Origin of the sequence: Shewanella marinintestina, assembly GCF_023283845.1 — a bacterium.
Taxonomy (GTDB): domain Bacteria; phylum Pseudomonadota; class Gammaproteobacteria; order Enterobacterales; family Shewanellaceae; genus Shewanella; species Shewanella marinintestina.
The window spans coordinates 98,932-117,121 of record NZ_JAKILC010000003.1 but is presented as its reverse complement, the minus strand read 5'-3'; the positions used below and the strand labels follow the sequence as shown (position 1 = coordinate 117,121).

The 18,190-nt window shown below is 44.0% G+C and carries 18 protein-coding genes; all 18 read left to right on the top strand.

Translation table 11 applies throughout. The annotated features are described in order from the left end of the window. Positions 1–26 precede the first annotated feature (26 nt). Positions 27–1,727 carry a flagellar basal-body MS-ring/collar protein FliF gene (fliF, locus tag L2747_RS04435; protein ID WP_248998065.1) on the top strand — a complete coding sequence of 567 codons (1,701 nt, stop codon included), beginning with the start codon at positions 27–29 and terminating at the stop codon, positions 1,725–1,727. After that, positions 1,717–2,766 (top strand): flagellar motor switch protein FliG, encoded by a 1,050-nt coding sequence (fliG, locus tag L2747_RS04430; RefSeq protein WP_248997890.1) that lies wholly within the window; start codon positions 1,717–1,719, stop codon positions 2,764–2,766. The genes fliF and fliG overlap by 11 nt, the downstream gene beginning before the upstream one ends. Beyond that, positions 2,766–3,764 carry a flagellar assembly protein FliH gene (gene fliH / locus L2747_RS04425; RefSeq protein WP_248997889.1) on the top strand — a complete coding sequence of 333 codons (999 nt, stop codon included), beginning with the start codon at positions 2,766–2,768 and terminating at the stop codon, positions 3,762–3,764. The genes fliG and fliH overlap by 1 nt, the downstream gene beginning before the upstream one ends. Then, positions 3,736–5,076, top strand: coding sequence for a flagellar protein export ATPase FliI (gene fliI / locus L2747_RS04420; protein WP_248998064.1), 1,341 nt, complete (start codon positions 3,736–3,738; stop codon positions 5,074–5,076). Before fliH ends, fliI begins: the two co-directional genes overlap by 29 nt. 27 nt (positions 5,077–5,103) lie before the next feature. Next, positions 5,104–5,550: a flagellar export protein FliJ gene (fliJ, locus tag L2747_RS04415; RefSeq protein ID WP_248997888.1), complete on the top strand. Its 447-nt coding sequence runs from the start codon at positions 5,104–5,106 to the stop codon at positions 5,548–5,550. Positions 5,551–5,824: 274 nt separating this feature from the next. After that, positions 5,825–7,375 (top strand): flagellar hook-length control protein FliK, encoded by a 1,551-nt coding sequence (locus L2747_RS04410; protein WP_248997887.1) that lies wholly within the window; start codon positions 5,825–5,827, stop codon positions 7,373–7,375. A gap of 73 nt (positions 7,376–7,448) precedes the next feature. Continuing rightward, the gene (fliL, locus tag L2747_RS04405; RefSeq protein WP_248997886.1) at positions 7,449–7,967 is read left to right on the top strand and encodes a flagellar basal body-associated protein FliL; all 519 of its coding nucleotides are present in this window, start codon (positions 7,449–7,451) and stop codon (positions 7,965–7,967) included. Between the two features lie 38 nt (positions 7,968–8,005). Then, a complete protein-coding gene (fliM, locus tag L2747_RS04400; protein WP_248997885.1) occupies positions 8,006–9,034 on the top strand; it encodes a flagellar motor switch protein FliM in 1,029 nt (342 codons plus the stop codon). A gap of 12 nt (positions 9,035–9,046) precedes the next feature. After that, the gene (fliN, locus tag L2747_RS04395) at positions 9,047–9,424 is read left to right on the top strand and encodes a flagellar motor switch protein FliN (RefSeq protein ID WP_248997884.1); all 378 of its coding nucleotides are present in this window, start codon (positions 9,047–9,049) and stop codon (positions 9,422–9,424) included. Positions 9,425–9,443: 19 nt separating this feature from the next. Continuing rightward, a complete protein-coding gene (gene fliO, locus L2747_RS04390; RefSeq protein ID WP_248997883.1) occupies positions 9,444–9,842 on the top strand; it encodes a flagellar biosynthetic protein FliO in 399 nt (132 codons plus the stop codon). Beyond that, complete coding sequence (gene fliP / locus L2747_RS04385) at positions 9,839–10,585, top strand: flagellar type III secretion system pore protein FliP (RefSeq protein ID WP_248997882.1); 747 nt, start codon at positions 9,839–9,841, stop codon at positions 10,583–10,585. The genes fliO and fliP overlap by 4 nt, the downstream gene beginning before the upstream one ends. A 7-nt stretch (positions 10,586–10,592) precedes the next feature. Continuing rightward, positions 10,593–10,862, top strand: coding sequence for a flagellar biosynthesis protein FliQ (fliQ, locus tag L2747_RS04380; RefSeq protein WP_248997881.1), 270 nt, complete (start codon positions 10,593–10,595; stop codon positions 10,860–10,862). Positions 10,863–10,885: 23 nt separating this feature from the next. Continuing rightward, the gene (gene fliR, locus L2747_RS04375) at positions 10,886–11,686 is read left to right on the top strand and encodes a flagellar biosynthetic protein FliR (RefSeq protein ID WP_248997880.1); all 801 of its coding nucleotides are present in this window, start codon (positions 10,886–10,888) and stop codon (positions 11,684–11,686) included. An 80-nt stretch (positions 11,687–11,766) separates the two neighbouring features. After that, on the top strand, positions 11,767–12,900 hold the full coding sequence (flhB, locus tag L2747_RS04370) for a flagellar biosynthesis protein FlhB (RefSeq protein ID WP_248997879.1): 1,134 nt from the start codon (positions 11,767–11,769) through the stop codon (positions 12,898–12,900). 151 nt (positions 12,901–13,051) lie between these two features. Then, positions 13,052–15,151, top strand: a complete 2,100-nt coding sequence (gene flhA / locus L2747_RS04365) for a flagellar biosynthesis protein FlhA (RefSeq protein WP_248997878.1) — start codon at positions 13,052–13,054, stop codon at positions 15,149–15,151. Between the two features lie 11 nt (positions 15,152–15,162). Then, on the top strand, positions 15,163–16,572 hold the full coding sequence (gene flhF / locus L2747_RS04360) for a flagellar biosynthesis GTPase FlhF (RefSeq protein WP_248997877.1): 1,410 nt from the start codon (positions 15,163–15,165) through the stop codon (positions 16,570–16,572). Positions 16,573–16,576: 4 nt separating this feature from the next. Then, positions 16,577–17,458 carry a MinD/ParA family protein gene (locus tag L2747_RS04355; RefSeq protein WP_248997876.1) on the top strand — a complete coding sequence of 294 codons (882 nt, stop codon included), beginning with the start codon at positions 16,577–16,579 and terminating at the stop codon, positions 17,456–17,458. Then, entirely contained in the window at positions 17,451–18,170 is a 720-nt protein-coding gene (locus tag L2747_RS04350) for an RNA polymerase sigma factor FliA (protein WP_248997875.1), read from the top strand. The genes L2747_RS04355 and L2747_RS04350 overlap by 8 nt, the downstream gene beginning before the upstream one ends. The last annotated feature ends 20 nt before the right edge of the window (positions 18,171–18,190 follow it).

Sequence of the window (18,190 nt, the reverse complement as noted above, 5' to 3'; positions counted from 1 at the left end):
AGCAGGGTGCAATAGTGAGTACAGAAATGGTCGTAGGAACAGGTTCCGGTTTAGCTACCGATCCGCAAGCAACAGGTGTGCAAGAAGAGCATAAGCCTGGCATCATGGGGTCAATTGGCGGTGTTGATATGCTGCGCCAAGTGACGATGATTTTGGCTCTTGCTATCTGTTTAGCTCTCGCTGTTTTTGTGATGATCTGGGCACAGGAGCCTGAATACCGTCCGCTGGGAGAAATGACCACAGCTGAAATGGTACAAGTACTCGATGTTTTAGATAAAAATCAGGTTAAATATCAGATCCAAGGTGATGTGGTTAAAATTCCTGAAGATAAGTATCAAGAAGTTAAGATGTTGATGAGCCGAGAAGGGCTCGATAATGTTGAAGCTAATAATGACTTTCTGAATAAAGACAGTGGTTTTGGTGTTAGTCAGCGCATGGAACAAGCGCGCTTAAAGCATAGCCAAGAGCAAAACCTTGCTCGTGCAATTGAAGAATTAAGAAGTGTTACTCGCGCTAAAGTTATTTTAGCTCTGCCAAAAGAAAACGTTTTTGCACGAAACCGTTCTAAGCCAAGTGCCACTGTAGTGGTGAGCACTCGTCGTGTGGGGTTAAGCCAAGAAGAAGTGGACTCGATTGTCGATATCGTTGCGTCTGCAGTGCATAACCTCGAGCCTAATAAAGTTACAGTAACAGATTCAAATGGTCGTCTGCTTAACTCTGGTAGCCAAGACGGTGTATCAGCAATTGCTCGTCGCGAGCTAGAAATCGTGCAGCAAAAAGAATCTGAATACCGTAATAAGATTGAATCGATTTTAATGCCAATTTTAGGCCCTGAGAACTTTACAGCTCAAGTCGATGTTAGTATGGATTTTACCGCGGTAGAGCAAACTGCAAAACGTTATAATCCTGATTTACCAGCGCTGAGAAGTGAGATGGTGGTTGAGAATAATTCTAACGGCGGCACGACAGGTGGCATTCCAGGCGCACTATCAAATCAGCCGCCAATGAACGCTGAGATCCCGCAAGAGGTCAATGCAACAGAGGCTGCAACACAAACATCTGGCAGTTCACACAAAGAAGCTACTCGTAACTTTGAGCTTGATACCACGATTAGTCATACTCGCCAACAAATTGGCACATTGCGCCGAGTGAGTGTGTCGGTTGCGGTAGATTTTAAAAATGCGCCAGTTGCAGAAGATGGCAGCGTAAGCCGTGTACCTCGTACCGAACAAGAAATTGCTAATATCCGTCGCTTATTAGAGGGCGCAGTCGGTTTTAACACTCAGCGTGGTGATATTATTGAAGTTGTCACTGTGCCATTTATGGATCAGTTGATTGAAGCGGCTCCAGCGCCTGATATGTGGGAAGAGCCTTGGTTTTGGCGTGCAGTTAAGTTAGTTCTTGGTGCATTGGTTATCTTAGTGCTCATCTTAGCTGTTGTACGTCCAATGCTTAAAAAGTTGGTTTATCCTGATAGCGTCAAGATGCCAGAGGAGCCACAAATGGGTGGTGACTTAGCTGAAATTGAAGATCAATATGCTGCGGATACACTGGGTATGTTGCAGCGCCCAGAAGCGGAATACAGTTATGCTGATGATGGTTCAATTTTGATACCTAATTTACATAAAGATGATGACATGATTAAAGCCATCCGCGCATTAGTGGCCAACGAGCCTGAACTATCGACACAAGTCGTGAAGAATTGGTTAATTGAAGATGACAAATGAGATGAGTGTAGAAAACAAAACTGAAGTTGCTGGTTTTAAACCAAGTGACTTAACCGGTATTGAGAAAACCGCTATCTTATTGTTAAGTTTGAGTGAAAGTGATGCTGCATCAATTCTAAAGCATCTTGAGCCTAAGCAAGTACAGAAAGTCGGTATGGCGATGGCAGCAATGCAGGACTTTGGACAAGAAAAAGTAATTGGCGTACACAAACTATTTCTCGATGATATTCAGAAGTACTCCTCAATTGGTTTTAACAGTGAAGAGTTTGTACGCAAGGCATTAACTGCTGCACTGGGTGAAGATAAAGCCGGTAACTTGATTGAACAGATCATTATGGGCAGCGGCGCCAAAGGTCTTGATTCACTGAAATGGATGGATGCGCGTCAAGTTGCGACTATTATTCAAAATGAACATCCACAAATTCAAACTATCGTATTGTCCTATCTAGAACCTGATCAAGCCGCAGAGATCTTTGCTCAATTCCCTGAAAATACCCGTTTAGATCTAATGATGCGAATTGCCAATCTGGAAGAAGTACAGCCAGCTGCATTGCAAGAGCTTAACGATATCATGGAGAAACAATTTGCTGGTCAAGGTGGCGCACAGGCAGCGAAAATGGGTGGCTTGAAAGCGGCGGCTAACATTATGAACTACCTCGACACTGGCGTTGAAAGTCATCTAATGGAAACTATGCGAGAATCTGATGAAGAGATGGCGCAACAGATCCAAGACTTAATGTTTGTGTTTGAAAACCTAAGCGATGTTGACGATTTAGGGATCCAAGTATTACTGCGTGAAGTACAACAAGACGTGTTAATGAAGGCACTCAAAGGGGCTGATGAGCAGTTGAAAGAAAAGCTGCTAAGCAATATGTCTAAGCGCGCAGCTGAATTACTGAGAGATGATTTGGAAGCCATGGGCCCAATTCGTATTAGTGAAGTTGAAGTGGCACAAAAAGAGATCCTTTCAATTGCTCGTCGTTTAAGTGACAGTGGCGAAATCATGCTCGGCGGTGGCGGCGGAGAAGAGTTCTTATAATGACTGAGCCTAAACAGCCGCGGGGCGCAACCTTAGGTAATATTGACGAGTTTGGTCATTGGGATCTTCCTGATATTAGCCAAGAGATAGCTCCAGATTCTCTGAATATGTTTGGTCGCCAAAGCCTACAAGTTCAAGCTGAAGAAGATGTTGAAACGGAAACAATACTTCCGCCTACCTTAAGTCAAATAGAAGATATCCGTGCTCATGCCGAGCAGGAAGGTTTTACTGAAGGGCAAGATAAAGGTTATAGCGAAGGTTTAGAGAAAGGTCGGTTAGAAGGTTTAGAGCAAGGCCATGGCGAAGGTTTTTCGCAAGGGCAACAGCAAGGTTATGAAGAAGGCCTCAAAAGCGCGAACGAAATGCTGCAACGTTTTGAAGGCCTATTAGCTCAATTTGAAGCTCCTTTGGCAATTTTAGATACTGAAATTGAGAAAGAGCTATTATCAACAGCCACTACACTTGCTAAAGCCGTTATTGGTCATGAGCTGAAAACCCACCCAGAACATATTTTAGCGGCATTACGTCAAGGTGTTGACTCGTTACCGATAAAAGAGCAAAAAGTGAATATTCGCTTGGCACCGAGCGATCAGCAACTTGTCGTCGATCTATACACTCCAGAGCAGCTAGCGCGAAATCATTGGGAAATAGAATCAGATCCGAGCTTAGCTCCTGGCGACTGCATTATTAATAGTGGCCGTAGCCATATTGATATGAGTGTGGAGACACGGATCCAGCATGTATTTTCCGAGCTTGATAAGCACCAGCAAGATTTACTGCAATTAAAAGAGCAGCAACAAGATGAGCTTGAAGCTGACAGACAGCTTAAGGCGAGTGAGTATGCGCAAACAATGCAACAGCAGGCGGCACTGAATAACACTGGTCTTGAGAATGACGAAGGCATGTCGCCAAACGATAGCGGCAAAACTGTCGATATTGCAACAAGTGCAGTTACCAATGAAGGTGAGCATGACCACACGCCAACACCAACTGCGTAATAAACTTGCTCAGCATCAGCAAAAAATTCATCCTTTCGTGGTCGAGGCGAGTGGCCAATTAGTTCGCGTAGTAGGGCTGACTCTTGAGGCGACGGGTTGTCGAGCAGCTGTTGGCAGTTTGTGCGCTATTGAAACGCTATCGGGCAACCTTGTAGCTGAGGTTATCGGATTTGATGATCAATTGCTTTATCTTATGCCGATTGAAGAGTTACGCGGTGTATTGCCTGGCGCCAAAGTTACACCTCTTGGTGAGCAGTCAGGGTTAAATGTCGGTTTATCACTATTAGGTCGTGTACTGGATGGTAGTGGTCAGCCGATTGACGGCTTAGGTAACTTAAAAACAGATCAAAAAGCATCAAACCATGTGGCTGCAATTAATCCGCTAGCAAGGCGAGCTATTAGCGAACCCCTTGATGTGGGCGTGCGGGCAATTAATGCCATGCTAACTGTCGGTAAAGGTCAGCGCATGGGGTTATTCGCCGGCTCAGGGGTGGGTAAGAGTGTACTCTTGGGCATGATGACTCGGGGAACCAACGCCGATATTATTGTTGTGGGGCTCGTGGGTGAACGTGGTCGCGAGGTGAAAGAGTTTATTGAAGAGATTTTGGGGCCAGAAGGACGAGCACGTTCTGTGGTTGTAGCGGCACCCGCCGACACTTCACCTTTAATGCGCCTTAGGGCTTGTGAAACTTCAACGCGTATCGCCGAGTATTTTCGTGATTTAGGCTATAACGTGTTGTTACTAATGGATAGTTTAACCCGTTATGCTCAAGCACAACGTGAAATTGCCTTAGCCGTTGGAGAACCACCTGCGACCAAAGGTTATCCGCCATCAGTGTTTGCTAAACTGCCTAAGCTCGTTGAACGTGCAGGTAATGGCGGTGGTAAACAGGGCTCTATTACGGCATTTTATACCGTATTAACCGAGGGTGATGATTTACAAGATCCAATCGCCGATGCATCGAGAGCTATCCTTGATGGGCATATTGTATTGTCGCGCTCGCTTGCCGATTCTGGTCACTATCCTGCAATCGATATTGAAGCCTCTATTAGCCGTGTAGCGCCTATGGTGATCACACCTGAGCATTTAGAAGCTATGCGCAAAGTGAAACAGGTTTACTCGCTATATCAGCAAAATAAAGATTTGATTTCTATTGGTGCCTATAGCCAAGGAAGTGATCCCCGCATTGATAATGCGATTCGCTTGCAGCCTGCAATGAATGCTTTTTTAAGGCAGACGATGAAAGACTCGGTGACATTTGAAAGTAGTACATTAATGCTGGGTCAGATGGGGGCTCAATGCCAAGTTTAAATGTTACTCGTATAGGTAGTTTGTAGTATGGCTAAGCCTGATCCGCTACACCTAGTTCTCAAGTTAGCCGAAGAAGCAGAAGAGCAGGCTTCTTTACAACTGCGCTCGGCGGAGTTTGAGCTACAAAGGCGACAAAATCAGCTGTTAGCGCTGCAAAATTACCGTTTGGATTACATGAAACAGATGGAGCAGCAACAAGGTCAAAGCATTAGCGCAAGCAATTATCATCAGTTTCACCAGTTTGTAAGGCAAGTCGATACAGCTATCGGGCAACAGGTCCATGCGGTAAAAGAGGCCGAGGGTTTAAAACATCATCGACAAAGCCATTGGCAAGAAAAGCAGCAAAAACGCAAGGCAGTAGAGTTACTGCTTGCCAATAAAGCTGAAAAGGCATTGCTAGCGGAGCGACGTCAAGAGCAAAAAATGATTGATGAGTTTGCCTCACAGCAATTTTATCGCAAGAAATTACGCTAGGTAGATAACTTAAAGGCACTGATTAATTGCTCGTAATCGATAATCGCTAACAATCCTAAGGTTTACCATTGCTTTGTCTGTCTCGGCAAACGATCAATATAGCTCGTCATATACCCAGCCTGTTTTACTCTTAATCGATTCTTTATATTCCAGCCCCCATTCTTCTTGGCATTATTATTGCTTTGTTATCTTCTGCCGGCTGTATTCGAGCCGTTATTTTGACAATTTTGGTAAATAGAGTCTGGTTTGTACCGTAAACGCTGATGGAGAGAGCATGCAGCAGATGAGTAATATTTTTCTTGGCAGTTCTGATACAAGCAACAAATCAGGCGGCGCGCATAATAGCAAAACCAACGACTCTAAGATGGAGTCTAATAGCGGACTGGTCGATAATCGTTTCACTGCTGAGCTTGAAAAGGCTGGCAGCGCTAATAACGCACATACAAATACCCAAGCTACTCAGGTCGAAAAATTTAATCCGCTAGCTGAAGACTCTGAACCAGTTACTGAACTTGTTACTGCCGATGCTCCTCAGCCAACAGAGCAAGATGATGTGAGTCAAATATTTGCACAAATTAACCTTGCCAATAATTTCGGAAACTCATCGAATAATCAGGTTGCTATTGAACAAGTTGCCGTTGACGGCGAAACCTTGCCGTTAAGCATTGTTGCCGCAAATGATACCGAGGCAGAACAAGAGCTATCTGATGACGTAATACAGGTATTGATGCAGCAAACAGGCCTGAATGAACAAGAGCTAAATCAACTCTCACCAGAGGAACTTGCAGCGCTTTTAAAGCAAAATCCAATACTGACAGGTCAAAGTGAACTTGCTATTGAGCAACCGCTAGCAACAGTTGGAGCTGAAGATTCAACTGCTGAGCAGCAGGGACCTAATGGGAGTGTTGTAAATGGAAGTAGTATTAATGGCTTTGCAGAAACAAAAACTGCTTCCCTAGAAGGCAAAAGTACAGACACTAAACTGACTGAAAGCAGTAATCTTGCCGCAAACAGCTTATCTGCCAACAAACTTGCGACCAATAGCCTAGACGCCAAAGCTCAAAGTGATCATTTAGGAACTGATACCCGCGATATTTTTGGTAAAGAACTCGGAATTGAAGCCGCCAATACAGCGAGTGCTGACTTAGATAAAAAAAATACTAGCTCTGACGATGCCGCGAAGGCTGCTTTGCAACTAAAAAATGCTGATTTATCAGTACGAATGACACCCGTTCAGGCAAGTTTAGAAGGGAGTCTTAGCGCGAGCAGCGAAGAATCAAATCTCGATATGAAATCATTCTCTGCACTACAAAATCAGCAGTTGCAGCAAACATCGGCGAATAACCGTCAAGACCTACCACAATTTCATGTTTCACTAAAACAAGCTGCAGAGCAAACACCACCAATGCAGCAGATGATCCAACGATTTTCGCCAATGATGAATCAGCAGTTAATTACTATGGTGAGTAATGGTGTGCAACAAGCAGAAATTCGCTTAGATCCACCAGAGCTTGGGCAAATGATGGTACGTATTCAAGTTCAAGGTGATACAACTCAAGTTCAATTTCAGGTGAGCCAACACCAAACCCGAGAGCTGGTTGAGCAAGCTATGCCGAGGCTAAGAGAGATGTTAGCCGAGCAAGGAATGCAATTAACCGATGGTCAAGTCTCACAAGGCAATGGTGGCGGAGCCCAAGGTGAAGGCGGAAATGGTCAAGGTAAGGGGAATAGCATGACTGATTCGGATGAATTTTCAGCAGAAGAGATGTTAACAAGGTCAAATCTATCAACTAGTTCAGCTTCGGGTATAGATTATTACGCATAAGCAGGTAACCTATAGCAACTAAATAGGAACAGTATGGCGTTGAGGTTAATCAATGCTTAATTAGGGAAGGCAAATGGCGGAAGAAGCAAGCTTAGAGCTGGAAGATAATCCAGAACCTAAAAGTAAAAAGAAGCTTATTTTATTTGGTGTTATTGGTGTTGTGTTAATGACCATTATTGCGGTTACTGCATGGGTATTATTAGGCTCATCGGACGCAAGTGATACGACTCAAACGGCTGACACTGCAACAGAGCAAAAGGTCGTTAATACCGGCGAAGCTTTTTACGCTGCAATGCCAAGGCCTTTCTTGTTTAACTTGCCAGATAATGGCCGTACACGTTTAGTCGAAATAAAAGTGCAATTAATGGTGCGTGGCGTCGATGACGACACTTTGATAAAAAAGCACATTCCATTAATTGAGGATGCGTTGCTGACAACCTTTAGCGCCGCCGATATTCAAAAAATGAGCTCTCCAGCAGGTAAAGACGAGTTGCGTTTGTTAGCACTGCGTAATGTGCAAAATACCTTGCAGCCGGTCACCGGACGCACTGTGGTAGAGAAAGTATTATTTACCGGTTTTGTTATGCAGTAAGCATAAGACCGATTTATGTTAAAAGCTAAGGCGATACCGTGAGTGATTTATTAAGCCAAGACGAAATTGATGCACTGCTTCATGGTGTCGATGATGTTGATGATGACATTATTGATGACAATGAACTTGATGCACGCTCTTATGACTTCTCGTCGCAAGACAGAATCGTTCGTGGGCGGATGCCAACGCTTGAAATCGTTAATGAACGTTTTGCACGTCATTTACGGATAAGTATGTTTAACATGATGCGCCGTGCGGCAGAAGTGTCGATTAACGGTGTACAAATGCTGAAGTTTGGTGAGTACGTACATACCTTGTTCGTACCGACTAGCCTGAATATGGTGCGTTTTAGCCCATTAAAAGGCACGGCACTTATTACTATGGAAGCCAGGCTGGTATTTATCTTAGTTGATAACTTTTTTGGTGGTGACGGACGTTTTCACGCCAAAATTGAAGGCCGAGAGTTTACACCTACCGAACGTCGCATTGTTCAGTTGCTACTTAAAATCATCTTTGAAGATTACAAAGATGCATGGGCGCCAGTGATGGATGTACAGTTCGATTATCTTGATTCTGAAGTTAACCCCGCGATGGCAAACATTGTCAGTCCAACTGAAGTGGTTGTTGTTAGCTCGTTTCATATCGAAGTTGACGGTGGGGGTGGTGATTTTCATATTACCATGCCGTATTCGATGATTGAGCCTATTCGAGAGCTACTCGATGCAGGCGTGCAGAGCGACACCCAAGATACTGATATGCGCTGGTCACAAGCACTCCGAGATGAGATCATGGATGTTGATGTTGGTATTGATGCGACAGTTGTTGAACATAAGGTTACGCTGCGCGAGGTTCTTGAGTTTAAAGCGGGAGATGTTATTCCGGTTGAGTTACCTGAACATATTATTTTGAAAGTCGAAGACTTGCCTACTTACCGTTGTAAGATGGGTAAAAGCAAAGAAAATTTAGCATTAAAAATTTGCGAGCAAATTCCACGACCTGAAACAGTTAAGTCTGAGTTGCAACTAGTGACTCATAAAGGTCGAGCACGTGATCGTTCTGAGATATAAGGCGAAGAGTAAATGAGTACAGATACAGATGATTGGGCATCAGCAATGGCTGAACAAGCAATTGAAGAAGCAAAAGCAGTAGAGCTCGATGAGTTTAGCAATGATAGTTCGCCTTTAAGCGAAGAAGAAGCATCTAAACTCGATGCGATTATGGATATCCCGGTAACGATTTCGATGGAAGTTGGCCGCAGTTTTATTAACATTCGCAACTTATTGCAGTTAAACCAAGGCTCTGTAGTTGAGCTCGATCGTGTTGCTGGTGAACCTTTAGATGTTATGGTTAACGGTACCTTGATTGCCCATGGTGAAGTGGTTGTCGTCAACGACAAATTTGGTATTCGATTAACTGATGTCATTAGCCAAACAGAGCGCATTAAAAAGCTAAGATAATAAGAATTAGGGATTATTGATGAGCGTTAATTGGGTCTTAGCCAGTTTGGCAACTGTAGATACAGAAGCTAGCAGCGCAGTAAATAACGCCGCAACTACCACTAGCTCAGCGTCGAGTATTGCGACGCTTTCAAGTATGGTTGGCGGTCTAATTGTTGTTCTTATTCTTATTTTCTTTTTAGCTTATCTCGTTAAGCGCTTTAATTTAGTACCAAGTAGCCAAGGGGTATTAAAAACAATTGCGGTAACGCCATTAGGACAAAAAGAGAAGTTAGTATTGGTTGAGGTCAATGGTCAGCAATATTTGCTCGGGGTGACTCAACAACAAATTAGTCTGGTAGATAAGTTAGCTCAGCCAGTTGAAATCGAAACAGAGTCTTTTGCCAACCGATTACGACAAGCCAAGGCTACACAATGATAAAATGGATATTACTCTTAGCTACTATGGCGTTGTCTTTTACGGCGCCAGCCTTTGCTGAAAATGGTATTTTACCAGCGGTAACGGTATCAACTGGCGCGGACGGTTCAACGCAATATTCTGTCACTATGCAGATCTTGTTGTTGATGACTGCACTCAGTTTTATTCCTGCCATGGTGATCATGCTGACTTCGTTCACACGGATCATCGTAGTCTTGTCAATTTTGCGACAAGCCATTGGTTTACAACAAACACCATCGAACCAAGTGCTGATTGGTATTAGTATGTTTATGACATTTTTTATTATGTCGCCGGTGTTCGACAAGATCTATGACCAAGCTGTTCAGCCCTATATTGAACAAGGAATGCCGATCCAAGATGCCTTTACCAAAGGACAAGGTCCGTTAAAAGACTTTATGTTGGCACAAACTCGTTTAACTGATTTAAATACTTTTATTGAAATTTCAGGTTATCAAGGCATCAATGAACCTGAAGATGCACCAATGACGGTCATTATTCCTGCATTTATCACCAGCGAACTTAAAACTGCATTTCAGATTGGCTTTATGCTATTTGTGCCATTTTTGGTACTCGACTTAGTTGTTGCCAGTATTTTGATGGCGATGGGTATGATGATGCTATCACCTATGATTGTGTCTTTACCGTTTAAAATTATGCTATTTGTACTTGTAGACGGTTGGAGCCTAGTCATGGGCACCTTAGCTAACAGTTTTGGATTGTAGGTAAGCTATGAGCCCAGAAGCACTGATTGATATCTTCCGTGAAGCACTGGCTGTTATTGTCATCATAGTGTCGATGATTATTGTACCGGGCCTCATTATTGGTCTTGTTGTAGCGGTATTTCAGGCGGCAACGTCAATCAATGAGCAGACCTTGAGCTTTTTACCGCGTTTGCTTACCACTTTGTTAGCCCTCATGTTAATGGGACACATGTTGGTACAGATGATGATGGATTTTTTTTACCAGATGGTCGATATGATCCCGCAGGTCATAGGTTAAGCCATGATTGAGCTAAGCTAACCATGGAGATCTTGCTCGATACCTTAATGGACGGCATCGCAGGTTATTTGTGGCCGCTGACGCGAATTTCCAGTATGTTTATGGTGATGGCTGTATTTGGTGCGACTACGACTCCCACTCGAGTTAGACTTATTCTGTCGGTAACCGTAACTGCTGCTGTCGCTCCTGTATTGCCAGCGATGCCAAGCATTGATTTGTTTTCCTTAAGTGCGGCGTTTGTGACTGCGCAGCAAATCATTATTGGTGTTGCAATGGGGTTTGCCACATTGCTGTTAATGCAAACCTTTGTACTAACTGGCCAAATCATTGGTATGCAAACCAGCTTAGGTTTTGCCTCAATGGTTGATCCAAGTTCAGGTCAACAAACGCCTGTAATTGGTAACTTCTTTTTGTTACTCAGCACAATGATTTTCCTTGCTGTAGATGGTCATTTGCTACTGATTAAAATGGTTATTGCCAGTTTTGATTCTATTCCTGTATCGATGCAGGGCCTTAGTTTAGCGAGCTATCGTTTGTTTACTGAGTTTGTCGGTTATATGTTTGGCGCCGCGTTAACCATGTCGTTGTCGGCGATTGTTGCACTATTAACGATTAACTTGTCTTTTGGTGTAATGACTCGCGCTTCGCCGCAGCTCAATATCTTTGCGGTTGGTTTTCCGGTGACCATGGTTGCCGGTCTATTTATTTTATGGCTGACTCTATCGCCGATTATGTCGCACTTCGATGAAGTGTGGCGTGAAGTACAATTGCTGTTATGTAATGCACTCGAACTGCAATGTAAAGTCGATGGCGGATTGAATTAGTCATGACTTCCTCTGCTTTGACATGCTTGTTTGGCAAAGACCGATGGGATTCTCGTGTAATTATTGGAGGCGATCGATAGATGTCAGAAAACGATAGCAGCCAAGAAAAAACCGAGGAAGCAACCTCCAGAAAGTTGCAACAGGCCAAAGACAAAGGGCAGGTTGCACGTTCAAAAGAACTCGGTACATCGGCGGTATTAATTGCTGCATCGGTGGGATTATTGATGACGGGGCCTGATATTGCACAGGCACTGCACAATATTATGACCAAGCTTTTTACTTTGAGTCGGGATGATATTTTTGACGTGAACCAGATGATGAATGTTTGGGGCATGGTCGGTTCAGAGCTTGCGGTGCCTTTATTTGGTTTTATTGCTTTTTTAGCGTTAATCGCTTTTGCTGGCAATGTGGCACTGGGAGGTATGTCATTTTCGGTTAAAGCTTTTATGCCAAAAGCCAGTAAAATGAGTCCTGTAGCGGGCTTTAAGCGAATGTTTGGCGTGCAAGCTTTGGTGGAACTAACCAAAGGTATTGCTAAGTTTTCAGTCGTGGCGATTACTGCTTATTTACTGTTAACTGTTTACCTCAATGATATCTTGTTACTTTCGCAAGAGCATTTACCTGGCAATATCTACCATGCGATGGATATTGTGGTATGGATTTTTATACTGCTGTGCGCATCGACATTCTTAATTGTGGTCATTGATGTGCCGTTTCAGATCTGGAACCATGCAAAACAGCTTAAGATGACTAAACAAGAAGTCAAAGACGAATACAAGGACACCGAAGGTAAACCTGAGGTTAAGGGGCGTATTCGTCAATTACAACATGAAATGTCTCAACGGCGGATGATGGGGGAAGTGCCCAATGCGGATGTGATTGTGGTGAACCCAGAACATTATGCTGTTGCTGTTAAGTATGATGCTGCTCGCTCTACCGCGCCGTTTGTCGTGGCCAAAGGTGTTGATGAAGTGGCGTTTAAAATTCGTGAAATTGCCCGTGAACACGACGTGGCAATTGTCTCTGCGCCGCCACTTGCTCGAGCTATTTTTCATACCACTAAGATAGATCAAGAGATCCCTGAAGGCTTATTTACCGCCGTTGCTCAAGTGCTTGCCTATGTTTTTCAACTAAGGCAATACCAAAAAGGTAAGGGGCGACGCCCGAACCCAATTCCTGTAAAACAGCCAATCCCTGATGATTTAAAACATTAGTCCATATTGTCGTCCAAAAAAACATCATTCGATACCTAGGTTATTCTTTGTAAATCGCTTTCAGGTTATAGTCATGGCAATAGGCTAAACCAATAATTGGTACAGTATTTGCTGTATAGGCGTTAGACGTCAAAGATCGGACTCAGGGTGAATGGAACTTAAAGCAAGTCTAGGCCAATTAAAACAGATAAAGCCTGCACATTTAAAAGGTATTGGTACACCTCTATTGGTTTTAGCCGCATTGGCTATGATCATCTTACCTATGCCTGCGTTCCTGCTCGATATTCTTTTTACCTTCAATATTGCGCTAGCGTTAGTCGTTCTTTTGGTAGCTATTTATAGCGACCGCCCGCTTGATTTTGCTGCATTTCCCACAGTCCTTTTAGTTGCCACTTTGCTGCGACTGGCGCTCAACGTAGCTTCGACTCGAGTGGTGTTGCTCGAAGGGCACAATGGTGGCGATGCGGCTGGTAAAGTGATTGAAGCCTTTGGTTCTGTGGTGATAGGTGGGAACTACGCCGTTGGTTTAGTGGTGTTTTTAATCCTTATTATCATCAACTTTGCGGTTGTAACCAAAGGTGCTGGCCGTATATCTGAGGTAAGTGCTCGCTTTACCCTTGACGCCATGCCAGGTAAACAAATGGCGATTGATGCCGACCTTAATGCAGGGCTTTTAACCCAAGAAGAAGCCCGTTCTCGCCGTGCAGAAGTGACCCGTGAAGCTGACTTTTACGGTGCAATGGATGGTGCATCAAAATTTGTAAAAGGTGATGCGATTGCCGGTATCTTAATTTTGGTTATCAACATTGTTGGTGGCTTTATTATTGGTATGGCGCAGCATGGTTTAGATTTTTCTTCGGCTGTTGAAATTTACACGCTACTGACTATCGGTGACGGCTTAGTTGCGCAGATCCCTGGTCTACTATTATCGATTGCCGCGGCGCTTATGGTGACGCGACAAAACGAATCTGGTGACATGGGCGAGATGGTCATGGGTCAGATGTTTGACAGTCCTAAGGCGTTAACTATCGCTGCGGCAGTCATGTTTATTATGGGCATTGTGCCGGGAATGCCACATTTGGTATTTCTTTCATGTGCCGTTATGGCTGGTGCTGGTGCTTATTTTATTAAGAAGAAGCAAGAAACAGATCGCGCTAGAGCGCTTGAAGTGGCAAAAGCAGGCCCTGTAGAGCAACGCGACGCTCAGCCAAAAGAGTTGAGCTGGGACGATGTGCAACACGTTGATACGATTGGCTTAGAAGTTGGTTACCGTTTAATTCCGCTAGTGGATAAAGGTCAAGGTGGCGAACTGCTAGGTAGAATTAAAGGTGTACGTAAAAAGTTGTCACAAGAGCTAGGTTTCTTGGTTCCTGCTGTTCATATTCGCGATAATTTAGACTTGTCGCCTAATGCCTATCGTATTTCATTAATGGGTGTATCCTCTGGTGAGGCTGAAATTCGTCACGACTGTGAATTGGCGATTAATCCCGGCCAAGTGTATGGCAAGCTTGATGGTATTGAAACCAAAGATCCTGCATTTGGTTTAGATGCAGTTTGGATTGCCCCTGAGATGCGCGAGCATGCGCAAACTTTAGGTTATACCGTGGTCGATGCCTCAACGGTTGTAGCAACCCACATAAGTCAGTTGTTATCTAATAATGCTGCAAAATTACTGGGTTATGAAGAGGTTCAGCAGCTACTTGAAATGCTTGGTAAACACTCACCTAAGTTAGTGGATGGCTTTATACCCGATGTGATGCCATTAGGAACTGTGGTTAAAGTGATGCAAAACCTGCTTAACGAAGGTGTGTCTATTCGTGATATGAAGACCATAGTACAGACATTACTGGAATATGGACCTAAGAGTAGTGACACCGAAGTATTAACTGCAGCAGTGCGAATAGCGCTAAAACGTATGATCGTACAAGAGATCAGTGGCCCAGAGCTTGAAATCCCTGTCATTACTTTGGCGCCAGAGTTGGAACAAATGTTGCATCAGTCAATGCAGGCAACCGGAGGTGATGGCCCTAATATTGAGCCAAGCCTTGCAGAGCGCATGCAAAAGTCATTAGTTGATGCCACACAGCGTCAAGAAATGGTAGGACAACCGGCAATTTTATTGACGTCCGGCATGTTACGTTCAACGTTATCACGGTTTGTTAAGCACACGATTCCGAATTTAAGGGTTATTTCTTACCAAGAAGTGCCCGATGAGAAGCAGATCCGCATCGTTTCGGCAGTAGGTCAGTAGAGGTCGAATAATTGAAGATTAAAAGGTTTTTAGCAAAAGATATGCGCTCGGCCTTAGCCCAAGTGAAAGAGACCTTGGGTTCTGATGCTGTGATTATGTCAAATAAGAAAGTCACTGGTGGTATTGAAATCGTTGCTGCTGTGGATTATGACGATCCTAAGCCAAAGGTTGCAGCGCCTAAGCCATCAGCGCAGATGTTCACTGATTTATCTGAAGAAAGAGTCACACTGGGCGGTGGCAGCGGTGCTGCGAATGTAAGAGCGCAAAGTCAGCCTAAACCAACGCCAGCTCCCGATTCATTACAGGCACTTTTAGAGCGTCAACAAAGTCGTATTAGTCAGCAAACACAGACTACACGCAGTGAAGATTTAGATATGCCTGACTGGGCAAAAGGCTTGCAGGCACAAATGCCTAAACGAGCAGAGCCTGCAAAAGCCGAGTTTACGCCAAATCGCGCACCAGATAGCTACCACAATGCAAAAGCAAGTAGCAGTGCTGAAATGGATGCGATGAAAGAAGAGCTGGCATCTATTCGTAGTTTATTGACCCATCAAGTCAGCAGTTTGATGGTTGAGCAGAAAAAGCGTGTCGACCCTGTGGGGGCAATGCTTGAAAGTAAATTGTTAGAAGCTGAGTTTTCGCCAGCTATTGCTAAAAAACTGTCGAGTTTAAGTGAACACTACACTCCTGCGGAGCTTGTCGCTTCTTTGCCACGTAGTTTAGCTAACCTGCTAGATAACCAAGGCGATGATATTGTTCGTCAGGGTGGTGTCGTTGCTTTTGTTGGGCCAACGGGTGTAGGTAAAACCACCACAGTGGCAAAATTAGCGGCACGATTTGCGGCTTATCATGGCTCAGATCAAGTTGCATTGATTACGACAGACCATTATCGCATTGGAGCCTTTGAGCAATTGGCAACTTATGGCAAAATAATGGGATGCCCAGTAAAACAGGCTCATGATTTTAATGAGTTAGAACAAATTCTGTATCAATTTAGAAATCGTAAACTGGTTTTAATTGATACTGCTGGCATGGGCCAAAGAGATCAGCGTTTATTCCAACAGCTCGATAGCTTAGCCGCAAATAGCAGATTACCTATTCGTAGTTATCTGGTAATGTCAGCAACAGGTCAGCGTCGTGTATTAGAAGATGCTGTAAAGCAGTTTACGCGTATTCCGCTTTCGGGCGCAGTACTGACAAAATTAGACGAATCAATATCGTTAGCGCCCGCGCTAAGTGTCTTGATTCAAAGTGGATTGCCTTTAAGTTATGTCACTGATGGACAAAGAGTTCCTGAAGATATGCAGGTGGCAGATACTTTATCTTTAGCCAATCGCGCATTAGCTGCATTAGATAACGAATCCACAGAACCATTACAGAATAATGAAGGCTCCCAAGAGATGGCCTTTGCATTTGAGTGAAACCATGACTCCAGATCAAGCAAGCGGTTTACGTATGATGAATCAGCCAAATAATGAAAAAGTAAAAGTTATCGCCGTATCAGGTGGTAAAGGTGGCGTTGGTAAAACCAGCGTGTCTATCAACACTGCCGTTGCGTTGGCCGAAAAAGGCAAACGTGTATTGGTATTGGATGCTGACTTAGGTTTGGCTAACGTCGATGTGATGTTAGGTTTACGCGCAGAGCGAAATTTATCTCATGTTTTGTCGGGAGATGCCGAATTAGATGATGTGATCCTTAGAGGACCGAAAGGCATTGGTATTATTCCGGCCACATCAGGTACTCAAGCAATGGTGGAGTTGACTCAAGCGCAGCATGCGGGTCTTATTCGTGCCTTTAGTGAAATGCGAACGCAGTTTGATATTTTAATCGTTGATACCGCAGCGGGTATTTCAGATATGGTATTGAGCTTCTCACGTGCTTCACAAGATGTACTCATAGTCGTGTGTGATGAACCAACTTCGATTACCGATGCTTACGCACTAATTAAAATTTTGAGTCGTGAGCATGGCGTGTTCCGCTTCAAAATTGTGGCAAATATGGTGCGCAGTTTACGTGAAGGCATGGAACTTTTTGCCAAATTAAGTAAAGTGACCGATAGATTCTTGGACGTTGCCTTAGAGCTTGTAGCAACGGTACCATTTGATGAAAATTTACGTAAATCAGTGCGTAAGCAAAAGTTGATTGTAGAGGCATTTCCAAAGTCTCCAGCGGCCATTGCTTACCACGGTTTAGCTAACAAAATTATGAGCTGGCCAGTGCCTTCTCAGCCTGGTGGTCATTTAGAGTTTTTTGTTGAACGACTAGTTCAACGTCCTGATTATCAAGAGGATAAGTCGGGTGAATAAAGCGGCCGCGTATACTCGTTTTGATAATAAGACGTCTATCGTTGAACAGTATGCACCGCTTGTAAAAAGAATAGCCCATCATCTTTTGGCTCGCTTACCTGCATCAGTTCAGCTTGATGACTTATTGCAAGCAGGCATGATGGGGCTACTTGAAGCGTCATCGAACTTTGATGGTAGTAAAGGCGCGAAATTTGAGACTTTTGCTGGTATTCGAATTCGTGGCTCTATGTTAGATGAAATAAGACGTGGCGATTGGGTGCCACGTTCTGTTCACCGCAATCAACGCCGAGTGGCACAAGTCATCGATGAACTTGAGCAAGAACTGGGTCGTGATGCTCGTGATGGTGAAATTGCTGAGCGGTTAGAGATGCCGCTCGATGAGTACTACACCATTTTGAACGATGTATCAGTGGGTAAGGTTGTTGGTATAGAAGATTTAGGTGTGGCGGTAGAAGGAGCATGCTCTGAAGATGGTCACACAAACGATGCCTATGAATCGCTTGCAGAAGTTGAGTTTCATTCTGCTTTGGTAGCCGCTATTAAGCTTTTACCTGAAAGAGATGCATTGGTATTGTCGCTTTATTATGATGAAGCACTTAATTTAAAAGAGATTGGGGCCATTCTTGAGGTCAGTGAGTCTAGAGTTAGCCAGATCCTGAGTCAGGCGATGCTTAGACTTAAAGGTAAACTCAAGCACTGGACGCAAGAATAAAATCAATAATATTTGATAGC

What these genes read in the sequence shown, in the direction of transcription:
- fliF (WP_248998065.1), top strand. Translation starts at nt 27, where the DNA reads ATGGTCGTAGGAACAGGTTCCGGTTTAGCTACCGATCCGCAAGCAACA.
- fliG (WP_248997890.1), top strand. Translation starts at nt 1,717, where the DNA reads ATGACAAATGAGATGAGTGTAGAAAACAAAACTGAAGTTGCTGGTTTT.
- fliH (WP_248997889.1), top strand. Translation starts at nt 2,766, where the DNA reads ATGACTGAGCCTAAACAGCCGCGGGGCGCAACCTTAGGTAATATTGAC.
- fliI (WP_248998064.1), top strand. Translation starts at nt 3,736, where the DNA reads ATGACCACACGCCAACACCAACTGCGTAATAAACTTGCTCAGCATCAG.
- fliJ (WP_248997888.1), top strand. Translation starts at nt 5,104, where the DNA reads ATGGCTAAGCCTGATCCGCTACACCTAGTTCTCAAGTTAGCCGAAGAA.
- L2747_RS04410 (WP_248997887.1), top strand. Translation starts at nt 5,825, where the DNA reads ATGCAGCAGATGAGTAATATTTTTCTTGGCAGTTCTGATACAAGCAAC.
- fliL (WP_248997886.1), top strand. Translation starts at nt 7,449, where the DNA reads ATGGCGGAAGAAGCAAGCTTAGAGCTGGAAGATAATCCAGAACCTAAA.
- fliN (WP_248997884.1), top strand. Translation starts at nt 9,047, where the DNA reads ATGAGTACAGATACAGATGATTGGGCATCAGCAATGGCTGAACAAGCA.
- fliO (WP_248997883.1), top strand. Translation starts at nt 9,444, where the DNA reads ATGAGCGTTAATTGGGTCTTAGCCAGTTTGGCAACTGTAGATACAGAA.
- fliP (WP_248997882.1), top strand. Translation starts at nt 9,839, where the DNA reads ATGATAAAATGGATATTACTCTTAGCTACTATGGCGTTGTCTTTTACG.
- fliQ (WP_248997881.1), top strand. Translation starts at nt 10,593, where the DNA reads ATGAGCCCAGAAGCACTGATTGATATCTTCCGTGAAGCACTGGCTGTT.
- fliR (WP_248997880.1), top strand. Translation starts at nt 10,886, where the DNA reads ATGGAGATCTTGCTCGATACCTTAATGGACGGCATCGCAGGTTATTTG.
- flhB (WP_248997879.1), top strand. Translation starts at nt 11,767, where the DNA reads ATGTCAGAAAACGATAGCAGCCAAGAAAAAACCGAGGAAGCAACCTCC.
- flhA (WP_248997878.1), top strand. Translation starts at nt 13,052, where the DNA reads ATGGAACTTAAAGCAAGTCTAGGCCAATTAAAACAGATAAAGCCTGCA.
- L2747_RS04355 (WP_248997876.1), top strand. Translation starts at nt 16,577, where the DNA reads ATGACTCCAGATCAAGCAAGCGGTTTACGTATGATGAATCAGCCAAAT.